The sequence below is a fragment of the Microbacterium gorillae genome, assembly GCF_050990725.1.
GTDB lineage: Bacteria > Actinomycetota > Actinomycetes > Actinomycetales > Microbacteriaceae > Microbacterium > Microbacterium gorillae_A.
On record NZ_CP158844.1, the window covers coordinates 2927520 to 2940576 of the forward strand.

Consider the following 13057-nt stretch of genomic DNA (forward strand, 5'->3'; position numbering starts at 1 on the left):
CCCGGCGCCGCCTCCTCCACATCAAGCTCGTGGCACCGACCGCCGCTGGGTCAACTCGCTCTCCCGAACGCCTGCTCGAGGAAGTCGGCTGTGGCGGGGTTGACGGTCTCGTTGCGGCGAATGTAGTGCTCACGAGTGATCGCCGGATCGCTGTGGCCGAGGAGCTCGGAAGCGAGCTGCAGTCCCCCGACATCGTTGATCGCGGTGGCGGCGGTGCGCCGGAACCGGTGCGGGGTGACGTCTTCGATGCCGGCTTGCTCCATGACGTCACGGAGCTGGCGGCGGACGTTGTTCGTCGTGTGCGGTGTCCCGATACGGGTGGCAAACAACAGCGTCCCGGGACCGACGAATCGAAGGCTTCGGAGCCGCGCACGCACCGCGCGCAGCGCGAATCCGGGCAGCGCGACGCGACGGACCGAGCGTGCGGTCTTGGGATGGTCCTGACGGTGCGTGGGCTCGCCTTTACGGCTGACGATCGTCCCGGCGATGCGGACCATCGGTACGGGTGCGTCGAGGTCGAGGTCGGCGACGCGGATCGCGAGGACTTCGCCGATGCGGGCGGAGGTGCCGAGCATGACTTCGACGATCTGCCCGAGTTGTCCGTCGGGACGAGGACCGGCGAGGATGGGCCGGTTCTCCCAGTCGCGGATCGCGGCGCGGATGGCTGTGATCTCGTCCCAGGTGAACACGTCGGGACTGCGGGTCGGTCTACGTAGGCGGGAGACGTGGTCCATGGGATTGCGGGGCAGGATCTCGTGGCGGACGGCGAGTCCGAGTGCGAGGCGGAGGACGACGCGGGCTTGGCGGGCACGGTTGTAGCTCTGCTTCGCGAGTTGCTTGAGGAAGTAGTCGCAGCGGGCCACGCCGATCTCCCGGAGCGTGACGTCTTGGAAGAAGGGCAGCACGAGCGTGCGCATGTTCCTCTCATACAGTTGCCGGGTCGTGCGGGAGAGGCGGTCTTCGAGTTCCATGTCCTCCAGCCAGTAGTCGACAAGGCCGGTGAACGCGCTGTCGGCGCTCATCCCGGTGAACCCGGGGTGGAACAGCGAGCGCTCGGCGAGCTTCTTCTTCAGCTCACGCTCCGCCGCTGGCCTCGTGGCGGCGGTGGATTGGACCTCTCGGCTCTTGCCGTCCCAGTCGCGGTAGCGGGTGCGCGCCGCGTACCGGCCGCTGGGCTGGCGTCGGATGGAGATGGTGCCGTACGTGCCGATCGGGGTGCGAGGTCTAGCCACGGAGCGTTCGCGCCCCCACTTCGGTGAGAACGCAGGTCAGGTTCGGTGGGGCTACGAGGCTGTGGTATCGGCTGCGCTGTTGAGAGGGCATCCCTCCAGTCTGCCGAGCATCGATGCTCGCGACTCATGCTCTCGGAGCTCCGCGCGCGCTACGCGGCCACTGCATCCGCGGAAGAGCGTTGGAGATGACGCTTCGCGCGGTGTTCGTGGACGCGTGCCCTTGCGAGAAGCAGCAGGCTGATTGGGCCGAAGAGAAGGAACTTCAGCGCGTTCCACAGGCACACGGCGAAGACGATGTAGAGCCCCTGAGACCAGCCTCCGTTGATGAGCGTGATGCTTGCCGCGGAGATGAGCAGGTAGACGAGACCGAGCACCATCGCGGGGACTCCCCACTTGAGGCCGCGTCGAGTGCGGAGCTTGTCGAGCAGGATGTTGGTGGGCATCCATCGGCGCAGGAAGGTGCGGGTGCGGACGCTGAGCGTCCAGAGGGGGCGGATGAGCATCAGGGGTCCTCGCTTTCAGGCCAACACTGTTGGTGCGGCGTGGTCCTGAGCTTTGAGGTCCCCGAGGGGTCTGCGTCGCCCGCCGGAACGGGGTCGGCCAACGATTGTCCTGCCGCTGCGCCCAGATTACGCTCGTCGGCCGTCGAGCGGAAGGGAGCGCAGGCCGTCAGCGGGCGTCTCGGGAGACACCCGGGTGGAGGGACTGCTCTGCAGCGTCGGGCTGTGCGTCTCGCGCGTTGCGGAGAGCCGCGAGTGCAGTGCGGGCGCGTTCGTAGTCCACACGTTGCGCGTCGGCATCCGGGACGGCGCCGAGTGGGTCTTGACCGGTGACCGCGTAACGGTCGCGATAGGCGGCGACGACCGTCAACTGCTGGAGAGCGTCATCCGGCAGCGGGTGGACGTTGGACGGAAGTGTGCGCGCCGCCCAGGAGCCGCTCTCCCCCGCGGCCCGGCGAGCGAGCGCGACCGCACGTTGCGTGATGAGCTGCTCGCGCTCGGCGAGTGCTCGTGCCATCTCGGGTTCCATGTCTCCGCTTGCTTTGGGGATGATGCCGGCGATGAGCTGGCGACGCCGAACCGCCGGAGTGAACCGGGTTGCGACTCTCTGCATCCGGTAGCGCAGAAGCGAGCCGAGATCGTCGATGTCCTCGAGGTTTCCGGCCGAGACGACTCGGGGCAGCAGGGAGTCGACGTCGTGCCCTTCGGCGTCGAGGCGCCGCAGTTCGGTACTGAGGATGCCGTACGCGTCGGTGGTGGCGAGTTCATCGATGGTGGTCTCGTCGAGTCCGCCTGCGCGGAGGAGTCCGAGCCATCGGTCGTGTTGCGCGGATTGTGCGATGGTCTCGTACTCGGCGGCGAGCTGTCGGATCGATGTCCATTCGTCCTGCTCCGCGGTGATTGTCTCGCGGGCGGACAGTTCAGCGCCGGCGTGTTGGAGGATCCCGTACAGGATGGAGCGGGCGTTGTTCTGCAGGTCGTCGCGGTGCTGGTGCTGTTCGAGGTGGTGCTGGTCGGTAACGACGTATGCCGTGTTTGCTTCGCGCCCTCGGGTCATGGCGACGTAGAGCGCCTCGCGGGTCATCTCGGGGCTGGCGACGACCGCGTGAGCGGTGTCGACGGTCGCGCCCTGTGCGCGGTGGGCGGTGATCGCGTAGCCGAGGTCGACGTGCTCGGCGACGTAGGTCGCGGGCAGGGTGATCGTGCTGCACCAGCGCGACGTCTCACGCCGGACGGTGAGCGAGCCGTCCTCGTGCGCCCCTGTGACGTGCCACCGGTCGTTGTTCTTCACCCATCCGCGGCCGAGGGCGAGGCGGCGGTCGTTCTGTCTGGTGATCACGACATCACCGGCGGAGGCGCGGGTGCCGTCGTGCAGGCGGACTCCCCCGTCGCTGACGAGTCCGGCGAGGATCCGTTCCGATCGTGCCCGTTCGTTGAGGTCGGTGACCGTTTCGATGGTCTCGGCGATCAGCACTGACACCTTCCCGGCAGTCTGATCCTGCATCCATGCCTGGTAGGCGGCGTCGAGCATCTGGTCATGGTCCCCGCCGGCGACGCGTTCGTGCTCCAAGTACGTGTCGATCACCGCGGTGTCACCCAGGCGCAGCTGCAGGGAGGCGTGCTTCTCCCAGTCGTTGCGGAATCTGCGTACGTCGACGAGCTCCGGTGCGTCATCTCGATCTCGGACGAGCATCCCGAACGCTCCACCCGCGTCCACGGCCTGCAGCTGAGCGTGATCGCCAACCAGCAGCACCTTCGCCCCAGCCTCGGCGGCGTGAGCGGTGATGCGGTCCAGCGCGAACGTGCCGGCCAACGACGCCTCGTCGATGATCAGCAGCTGCCCGGCGCGCAGATCCCATCGGCCCCGGTCGTGCTCGTACAACCACTTCGCCGTGTTCTCCGTCTGCACGTCGAGCTCTTCACCCAGAACCGCCGCTGCTGCCGCCGCCGGGGCAAGTCCCACCACCGACCCCTTGCCGTACCGCGCTTCCCAGGCCCGCCGCAACGCACGCATCGTGGTGGTCTTCCCCGCGCCCGCTGGCCCGACGAGCACATCCAGCACTCGTCCCGAGACGGCGATCTTCCCGATCGCATCCTGCTGGTCCGCGCCGAGTGCGCGCTGCCCAGGGCCGTGCGAGCGAGCAGCCCGGGCGATCAGGTCCAGATCGACAGTCGGCGCATCACGGCGGCCGGCCGCCTCCCGCAGCCGATCTTCGGCTGCGAGCACCGCCTCTGACGAGTACACGGTGGAGGCTTTGGGGCGGAAGACGCTCGAGCCATCGGGACGCTGGAACACAGGTGGACTGCTCGCCAGTTCCGGCGGTGTCAATCGCAGCGACCCGGCCTCCGCGGCATCGACGATCAGCCCCACAACCGCATCCCGGTCGGTGGCCGACGCGAACCGGTACGGCATCGTCTGACGCACGGCCTCGGCATGCAGGTTCCACCGGCGCCACGTCGACCGGCGATCCGAGACCTGCTCCACAACGGCCGATGCCAGCTGCTCTACGTTCTGCAGTGGGATGTCGTCCGCACGCAGCAGCGCTTCACCAGATCCGGTCGTGGCCAGTTCGCGAGCCCAAGTCACCGCGTCCCGTTCGAGCACGTCGGACGCGCGAGCACGCCACTTTTCGGTCAGCTCTCGCAGAGAGCGCAGCTCCTTGGGCGGGCGCGTCTCGAGCGTGGCCTGTTGACGGATCTGCCACAGCAGCGCGCGAGACGGTTGACGCCCGTGCTTGGCCACATACTCCTCGACGAGCCGCTCCTTGACCCGCTCGATCTCCTTCGTGCGCGAGGAGAACTCATCCATCAGCCCTTGCGGGACACCGGTGACCTCCCACCTGTCCATCCGGCCTGTGCCACGTCCGCGGACCTCCCACGTGATCGACAACAGGCGCGAGAGGTGATCCGAGAGGACCGCGTTGTAGTGCTCCGAGAGGCCGGTGACGGCAGCATGTAAAGCGCGCGAGTCCAAGGTGCGCCACTTTCCATCATGGACACCCTGTACTCGGTTCGCGACGACGACGTGGGTGTGCAGCTGCGGGTCGGAGGCGCGTGAGTCGTAGTGGTCGTACGCAACCGCAACCACACCGCGTACCTCCACCTGAGCGACCGCCCCGCGCGGGCCCCCCGTGCCGACCCTGGTCATCGCTACGTCGCGCTCGACCAGATCGAGCACGTCCTTCATCGCTTGATGATGAGCGGCGGCGATTAGCGCTTGTGTACCCGCGTCGGAGACCGCCCACAATGTTGAGACAGACTTCGGCGCTGAGAACGTCAAGTCAAACCCGGCAACTGGAGCACTGGTGGGCTTCGCTGCCTCTTCGGCCCTGACCGATGCGATCTGGTATTCACGCTCGGACTTATCGAGGCCCTTCGGAAGTCGTTCCACGCGACGCTCGATGCGTTGGCCCACGCCGGCGAAGTGGCGGTATGGGCGGCCAAGGAGTTCACCTGTGTCGGGGTGTCGCCCGTGCCCCATCAGCCGCCGAAGCTGGTCCTCGGAGACCTCGTCGCCCTCTGCGAGCGAAGCGAAGCCGGCCACGCCACTGCCTGCCCAGGTACCGGGCGGAGTACCCGCATTCGCGTAGTACCGAGTCGGCGCGGACGCTGCGTCCCGATGCCCGTCACCGGCCACGACGGAGTGCAGCAGATATCGGTATCCCTGGCCCGCACTCATAACTCGGATCGAGACCGTCACGCACGTCAGGTATGGCAACACAGCTGGCCCGTCTTCCAGGGCGAAGCCTCCAGAAGCGCTTCGAGCTGAGCCTCACAGCGGCGCCGCCGCATCGGCTGCGGCGGTGAGCTTCGCCTGCACCGTGTCCCAGGTGCCGGCGGTCGCCATCCGGTGATGCCGCGTCCATACCGTCTGCCAGGCCCGAACACCTCCGCCAGATCCCGCCACGCGGTCCCGCCCCGATACCGGTAGATGATCGCTTCGACCATCAACGTCGCGTCAGAGAACTCCCGCCCAGGCTGAGCACTCGACCGAGGCGACATGTCCTCGATCAACGACCGCTGAGCATTCGACAGCAACCGAGTCGCGACATCCATTCAGGCTCAGCCAGACACCTGAATCATTGTCAGCCACGCCCTAGATGAGGGGCCTCGCAGCAGCGACCGATCGCTGATAAGACAAGACTGATCTACACAATGGCGTCGCGGATCACTTGTGCGAGCTGTTGCTGAACGTGCAGCGGTGCGAATGCGGCATGCGCTGCGTTGATCTGGAACTGTGCGGCGTCGGCGATGTCGTAGTCGAAGGCCCGCGAAAGGCGATGAAGCTCGGAGGTCAGGCTTGTGTTGCTGACAGTACGATTGTCGACGTTGACGGTGACGAGAAAGCCCAGTTTGTAGAGCACCGCGAATGGGTGAGCTGCCATGCCTTCGCCCCACGGTTGAGTGGCGCCGGTCTGGACATTCGAGCTCGGAGAGACTTCGAGCCCGATGTGTCGGTCGCGCACCCACGCGGCCGTTTCGCCTAGGAGGAGCTTGGCGCCGTCCCGCGAGATGTCCTGCGCGAGCCTGACGCCGTGACCGATACGGATCGCGCGTCCGTCAATAAGCGCTGAGCGGATCGACTCGACCCCGGCAGCTTCACCGGCATGTACCGTGACGGGGAAGAGGTTCTCGGCTAGAAGGTCAAAAGCGGCACGGTGCCTGGAGGGCGGGAACCCCGCCTCCGGCCCGGCAATGTCGAAGCCTACGACGCCGCGATCGCGGTTGGTAAGGGCGAGCTGCGCAATCTCCATGGACTGGTCGAGGTTGCGCATTGCACACAGGATTTGGTGCGCCTGGATCGAGTGCCCGCGGAGACGTGCTTCCGCCACGCCTCGGTTGAGTCCCGCCTGGACTGCGTCCACCGCTTGCTGAAGAGTCATGCCGCCTTGGAGATGCTGATCGGGTGCCCAGCGGACTTCGCCATACACGACTCCGTCGGCCGCGAGGTCCTCTACGAACTCGGCTGCAACTCGTTCCAGAGCGTGTTCTGATTGAAGCACAGCTCCCGATAGTTGGAATGTCTCGAGGTAGTCAACGAGCGATCCCGAGTTTGCCTTTGCGGAGAACCAAGTCGCCAGCTTTGCCTCGTCCGGCGCGGGGCTCGGTACGCCAGCCTGGTCTGCCAACTCGAGGAGTGTGGTGAGGCGCACGCCGCCGTCAAGGTGATCGTGAAGCGAGATCTTCGGAAGTGATCGGAGCGCGGCGATATCGACGGCGGGTGTCATGGTGTCCTGTCAAAGGGTTGAGGCGGGTCAGTGTGCGTGTACGCCGCACGACTCGCGGACTACGAGCGTGTATGGGACGATTTCCTGCACTGGGATGTCGCTGGTGTTGGATGCCAAGATCTCGATCGCTCGGTCTGCGATCTCCTGGATAGGTTGCGCCACGGTGGTCAGGGGTGGTGTGGAGTAGCCGGAGTGCTCGGTGCCGTCGAAGCCGCTGACGGCGATGTCCCGCGGGACCGCAAGCCCTAGGCGATGGCAGGCGAACAGCACGCCGTACGCCTGCTCGTCGGTCGAGCAGTAGATGGCGCGCGGTCGCTCGGGCCTGGCGAGTCGATCGAGCATCAGCTGCGCCGCGTCCGCGCGCGCGAACTCGCTGTGTAAGTGCTCGATCACAACCGAGCCGGACTCGGCGGCTGCACGGGCCGCGCCCTGCCAGTGCTGTTGGGCACCGGCGGACTCTGAAGGTCCGTTGAGGACGGCAATCGTCTCGTAGTCGTGGTCGATCAAGTGTCGCACGGCGGCGTATGCGGCGGCCTCGTAGTCGATCGAGATAGTGGAGGCGCCGATCGTCTCGGGGACTGGGTGAAGGGCGACGACCGGGATTTCGGCGGCGTGCAGCGCGGATAGGTCTGGTGAGTCCTGGAGGGAGACAACGACGACCGAATCGACTCGGCGGTCGACGAACGCGGCGATGTGGGACTTCTCGCGGACTAGATCGAGCCCGGAGTCTCCGATGAGGAGCAAATTGCCGCGCGCGCCGGCCGCCTCCTCGAGGGCGCGAGCAAGTTCGCCGAAGAAGCGGTTCGCGATGTCGGGAACGACCAGGCCGATAGAGGAGGTGCGTCCGTGACTGAGCGCGCGCGCCAGAGCATTCGGTCGATAACCGAGCTCAGCTGCCGCTAGCAGCACGCGGTCGCGAGTCGCCGGGGAGACATTACGGGGCCCATTGTTGACGACATAGCTGACGACCGCGGTAGACGTCCCCGCGCGTTCCGCCACGTCTCGTGCTGTGACCAAGTCATCATCCCTTCTACACGCTTAGCTTCAGAAAAGCTACCAGATCCTGAGCGCGCGTCTCTCTCGCTTGATTCTGGGGAACGATCTCACTAGGGTTCATCTAAGCGGGTAGTCTAACCGCGTAGATACGACGTCAGAAGACATGAGTTGATGTCGGATTCAAAGGAGAAGTTGACTATGAAGCGACAAGTCGCCCTGATCGCTGGAGCGATCGTCGGTGTTCTCGCACTTGCTGGCTGCACCGGCGGTGGCAACGGCGCGGCCACCTCCGATCCGGGCACGGGGACCGTCCAGTTCGTCGGGCCCGAGGATCCGGCAGTGTTTGCGCCGGTGATCTCGTCGTTCGAGAAGAAGTACCCGGACATCGCTGTTCAGTACACGCAGGTCCCGTTCGACACGTATGCGACGACGATGCAGCAGCGTCTTTCAGCGAAGGACTCGACGATCGATGTGTTCGCCGTCGACCAGCCGAACCTCGCGCAGATCGCCGCGCAGGGTTTCCTCGAGGACCTCAGCGACCTGAAGGACAAGGCGAAGGCGGCCACGTCCGAGGCGCAGTACAACATCAACATCTACCAGGACAAGATGTACGCGCTGTCGATCTGGAACTCCACCCAGATGCTGTTCTACAACAAGGACATCCTCGACAAGGCCGGCGTCACCGTGCCCCCGGCAGACCCGGCCGACCGGTGGACCTGGGAGCGGGTCGAAGATGCGGGCAAGAAGGCGCAGGCCGCCGGCATGGAGTCCGGTCTCCTGCTCGAGCAAGTCGAGTCGTACTACCAGCTGCAGCCGCTCATCGAGTCGCTCGGCGGCGGATCGGGCATCTCCGGTGACGACATGCTCACCGCGGACGTGACCAACGACGGGTGGCAGAAGGCCATGCAGTGGTACGCGGACACGTTCGCGTCCGGCCTCTCGCCCCGCGGAGTCGGCGGCTTCCAGACGAGCGCAGTGTTCACCGACCAGAAGACGGCGTTCTTCGTCGGCGGGCCGTGGGACATCGGCAACTTCGCCACCAACGCGACGTTCAACTGGGGCATCGCGCCGCACCCGTACTTCGAGGGCGGCGACGCCGTGACCCCGACCGGCTCCTGGTCGTGGGGCATCAACTCGGCGTCGAAGAACAAGGACGCCGCACGCACGTTCCTCGAGTACGTGGCGCTGGACCCGGAGGGCAACCTCGCGTCCACCGAAACCCAGACGATCATCCCGGCGAACACGGAGGCTGCGCAGGAGTACCTCCCGAAGCTGGAAGAGATGGGTGGAGACCACAGCGCCGGCGCTGCGGACCTGATCAGCTACGAGATCGACAACACCGCCGTCGCCCGGCCGGTGTCCGTCGGCTACGTGCAGTTCGAGTCCGTGATCAACAGAGCCTTCGGCGACATCCGGAACGGATCCAACGTGAAGGACAGGCTCGCGCAGGCTCAGCAGCAGATCGAGGATGCCTGGAGCCAGCTGCGATGACCATCCACGCCCGTGGTGCGGGAGCGGCGGTCCGCCGCCCCCGCACCCGCGGCGGCCTCCGGTTCCTGACCGGGCCCGCCCCCGTTGCCCTCATCTTCCTTCTGCCCGCGCTGATCGCGCTCCTTGTGCTTCGGCTCGCTCCGGCGGGTGTGGCGTTGTACGACAGCCTGTTCCGGACGAGCCTGCTCAGCGGGACCACCTTCGTCGGCTTCGGCAATTACGCCGATCTGTTCGCGAACCCCGACTTCCAGAACTCCCTCGCCGTCACTCTGCTGTTCACGGTGCTCGTGAACCCACTTCAGGTTGCGGCCGCGTTCTTCCTCGCGGTGCTGTTCACGCGCCGCGCCGCTGGATCGCGCTTCTGGCGTTCGATGGTCATCGTGCCGATCGCCGTCCCGCCCGCTGTGTCAGCCGTCATCTGGAGCGTCATCTACCGCCCCGATGGGCTCGGCAACGCCTTCCTCGCGGTCTTCGGCATCCCGCCGCAGCCGTTCCTCACCTCGCCCGACCAGGCTCTGATGTCGATCATCGTGCTGCTGTCCTGGATCGGCGTCGGCTACTGGATGATGTTCCTCATCGCCGGCATCAACGACATTCCCGGCGAGTACTACGAAGCCGCCTCCCTTGACGGTGCGTCCGCATGGCGCCAGCTCTGGCAGATCACCTTTCCACTGGTGCGTCGCCCCCTGGCCTTCGTGCTCGTCGCCGACACCGTGTCGAACTTCCTGATCTTCGCGCCCATTCAGATCCTCTCCAAGGGTGGACCGAACGGGTCGACCAACCTGCTGATGTACGACATCTACACACGCGCCTACACGTTCGCCGACATCAACAAGGCGCAAGCAGAAGTAGTGATCCTCGTGCTGGTCACCGTCGCGATCGTCGCGATCCAGTTCCGGATGCTGCGGACGGAGAGCTGAGATGACCACCCTGAATCCCACGCGTCGACGCTTCTCGCGGCGCACCGTCCTCTACATCTGGACGACGCTCCTGGCGATCACCGTCGGCATCGCGTTTCTGACGCCACTGTGGTGGTCGTTCATCAACTCGCTGCGTCCCGGCGCCGAGACGTTCAGCTACCTCAACCCGTTGCAGTGGCAGACCTTCTTCACGACCACTCCGACTCTCGACAACTACATTGCACTGCTGGACACCGACCTCTGGCGGGCAATCGTCAACTCGTTGATCGTCAGTCTGGTCACGGTCGTCGTCGGTCTCGCCGTGTGCGCCAGCGCCGCCTTCGGGCTCTCCGCGTTCCGGTTCCGCGGTCAGGGGGCCCTGTTCTCGGTCATCATCCTGTCCTTCCTCATCCCGTTCGACGCGATCGCGATCCCGCTGGCCGACATGTTCCGCGACTGGAACCTGCAAAACACGTTCGTCGGACTCATCCTTCCCGGCATCGGGAACGGCATGGCGATCTTCCTGCTGCGCACCTTCTTCCTCGCCATCCCCGAGGAGATCGTGGAAGCCGGCCGACTCGACGGGCTCGGCTGGTGGGGGATCTTCACCAAGGTCTATCTGCCGCTGTCGCGCCCCGCTCTCATCGGCGCCGGACTCATGCTCTTCCTCTTCCAGTGGCAGGCCTACGTCTGGCCGCTGCTCATGGGAACCGACAAAGAACACATCCTCGGCCCCGTCGCCCTGTCCAACCTACAAGGACAGTTCCAGGTCGACTACGGCGTGCTGTTCGCGGCATCCATGATCCTCGTCCTCATCCCGCTCGCGATCATCCTCGGATTCCAGCGGTACTTCATCCAGTCCGTGGCCACATCCGGACTCAAATAACGGCTTCAAGGAGAACACCCATGACTTCCCTTCACCGCGTCATCCTCGACACCGACATCGGCAGCGACGTCGACGACCTGATGGCACTCGCACTGATCCTCGGTACCCCCACGGTCGACCTGGTGGGCATCACCACCGTGTACGGCGACACCGCGCTGCGCGCACGCCTCGCCCAGCGCGTCCTGACGCTGGCCGGCGCGGACGCGCCCGTGCACGCGGGCATCCAGAAGCCCCTCTCCGGACGTGACGTGTGGTGGGCCGGCCACGAAGGCGACCTCTACCCCGAGCTGGAGAAGGACACCTACGACTCGGACGACGCCGTGCGCTTCCTCGTCGACACCGTCACCGCCTCGCCCGGCGAGCTCGACGTGATCGCGATCGGACCGCTCACCAACATCGCCGCGGCCATCACCGCCGACCCTGCCTTCGCATCCTCGGTGCGCCACCTGTGGGTGATGGGCGGCGACTTCGCAGCCGGCGAAGCCGAACACAATTTCGTGTCCGATGTCGACGCAGCGACGATCGTGTTCGACGCGGGCATCCCAACGACGATCACAGGCCTCGAGATCACGCGACAGCTCCAGATCGCACGCGACGATCTCGACCGGATCGCCGCCGCCGGCGACCTGGGCGCAACGATCCGCGCCGAGATCGAGCAGTGGTGGGCGTTCTGGAACACCGAATGGAACGTTCCCCACGACCCGATCACCGTGCTCACCCTCACCGAACCCCACCTCTTCACCCTGTCCAGCCCCGGACACGTGAAGATCGGCAGCGGCGACACCCTCGGCGTTAGCACCCTCAACCTCGAACGCGGGGCGACACGAGTCGTGACCGGCATTGACATCGACGGCACGCGAACTCAGCTCGTCGACGGAATCATCGAAGGCAGCACCCGCACCGCCGTCGCCGGGAGCGCCGGATGACCACCGGACCCGCGCTCACGGTCCTCGGTTCCATCAATGTCGACTTCATCGCACACACCGTCCGCGCACCTCGACGCGGCGAGACCGTCGGAGGCGCCACCCTGACACGCGAAGCGGGCGGCAAGGGCGCCAATCAAGCCATCGCCGCAGCACGCCTCGGCGGTGACGTCCGACTCGTCGGCGCAGTCGGCGCCGACTCCGACGGGCAGCATATGATCGAAAGCCTCTCCCGCGCCGGGGTGGACGTCGCACAGATGCAGACCGCGGCCGCCCCCACCGGCACCGCGCTGATCGTGGTAGATGCCGAGGGCGAGAACTCGATCGTGGTGTGCCCGGGGGCGAACGAACACGTCGCCCCGGACGCCATCGCCATCGACCCGGAGTCCGCCGTCCTCGCGCAACTGGAGATCCCCGTCGATGTTGTCACCGCCGTAGCCAATCGAACCACGGGCTTCTTCGCGCTCAACGTCTCACCGGCACAACCCCTCCCGGCTGGCCTCGCCGAGCGCGTCGACCTCGCGATCGTCAACGAGACAGAGCTCGACGAACTCCCGGAACTCCGCAACGCGCGCATCCTCGCACTCACGCTCGGTGCACGCGGCGCAGTGCTCTACCGAAACGGTGTCGAGACCGCACGCGCCGCCGTCGCCGCCCCACGCGTCGTCAGCACTGTCGGGGCAGGAGACGCTTTCGCCGCAGCGCTCACCCTCGGACTCCTCCGCGGAGATGACGACGCCACCGCGCTGCACCGCGCCTGCGCCGTCGGCGCGGCCGCCGTCACCGACCCCGGATCCCAACCGCTGCTCGAATCGCTCGACACCTACGCCGCGCACCCCTAGCGACACCCGACCTCCCCGCGACTCACCCCAGCCCGCACGTCTCACGTGACCGGGGCGACG

Annotated in this window: 10 protein-coding genes and 1 pseudogene; 5 read left to right on the forward strand and 6 right to left on the reverse strand. The window is 66.2% G+C overall.

The annotated features are described in order from the left end of the window. Positions 1–50 precede the first annotated feature (50 nt). From ABTV68_RS13510 to ABTV68_RS13535, 6 genes and pseudogenes are all read right to left on the reverse strand, one after another. Positions 51–1232, reverse strand: a complete 1182-nt coding sequence (locus tag ABTV68_RS13510) for a tyrosine-type recombinase/integrase (protein ID WP_433674228.1) — start codon at positions 1230–1232, stop codon at positions 51–53. Positions 1233–1381: 149 nt separating this feature from the next. Next, the gene (locus ABTV68_RS13515; RefSeq protein WP_433674229.1) at positions 1382–1735 is read right to left on the reverse strand and encodes a hypothetical protein; all 354 of its coding nucleotides are present in this window, start codon (positions 1733–1735) and stop codon (positions 1382–1384) included. Positions 1736–1901: 166 nt separating this feature from the next. Further along, positions 1902–5411 (reverse strand): MobF family relaxase, encoded by a 3510-nt coding sequence (gene mobF, locus ABTV68_RS13520; protein ID WP_433674231.1) that lies wholly within the window; start codon positions 5409–5411, stop codon positions 1902–1904. Between the two features lie 108 nt (positions 5412–5519). Further along, positions 5520–5788 (reverse strand): annotated as a pseudogene (locus ABTV68_RS13525) (transposase); the annotation flags it as partial. A gap of 92 nt (positions 5789–5880) precedes the next feature. Then, positions 5881–6960, reverse strand: a complete 1080-nt coding sequence (locus ABTV68_RS13530; protein WP_433674232.1) for an adenosine deaminase — start codon at positions 6958–6960, stop codon at positions 5881–5883. Between the two features lie 27 nt (positions 6961–6987). After that, on the reverse strand, positions 6988–7977 hold the full coding sequence (locus ABTV68_RS13535) for a LacI family DNA-binding transcriptional regulator (RefSeq protein WP_433674233.1): 990 nt from the start codon (positions 7975–7977) through the stop codon (positions 6988–6990). A 177-nt stretch (positions 7978–8154) separates the two neighbouring features. Between ABTV68_RS13535 and ABTV68_RS13540 the strand changes: the two genes are divergently transcribed. From ABTV68_RS13540 to ABTV68_RS13560, 5 genes are read left to right on the forward strand one after another with little or no spacing between them, the layout of a single operon-like run. Further along, on the forward strand, positions 8155–9447 hold the full coding sequence (locus tag ABTV68_RS13540) for an ABC transporter substrate-binding protein (protein WP_433674234.1): 1293 nt from the start codon (positions 8155–8157) through the stop codon (positions 9445–9447). Next, entirely contained in the window at positions 9444–10367 is a 924-nt protein-coding gene (locus ABTV68_RS13545) for a carbohydrate ABC transporter permease (RefSeq protein WP_433674235.1), read from the forward strand. The genes ABTV68_RS13540 and ABTV68_RS13545 overlap by 4 nt, the downstream gene beginning before the upstream one ends. Before the next feature lies 1 nt (position 10368). Next, complete coding sequence (locus ABTV68_RS13550) at positions 10369–11232, forward strand: carbohydrate ABC transporter permease (RefSeq protein ID WP_433674236.1); 864 nt, start codon at positions 10369–10371, stop codon at positions 11230–11232. Between the two features lie 20 nt (positions 11233–11252). After that, the gene (locus ABTV68_RS13555; protein ID WP_433674237.1) at positions 11253–12158 is read left to right on the forward strand and encodes a nucleoside hydrolase; all 906 of its coding nucleotides are present in this window, start codon (positions 11253–11255) and stop codon (positions 12156–12158) included. Next, a complete protein-coding gene (locus ABTV68_RS13560; RefSeq protein ID WP_433674239.1) occupies positions 12155–12997 on the forward strand; it encodes a ribokinase in 843 nt (280 codons plus the stop codon). The genes ABTV68_RS13555 and ABTV68_RS13560 overlap by 4 nt, the downstream gene beginning before the upstream one ends. Positions 12998–13057: the final 60 nt, after the last annotated feature.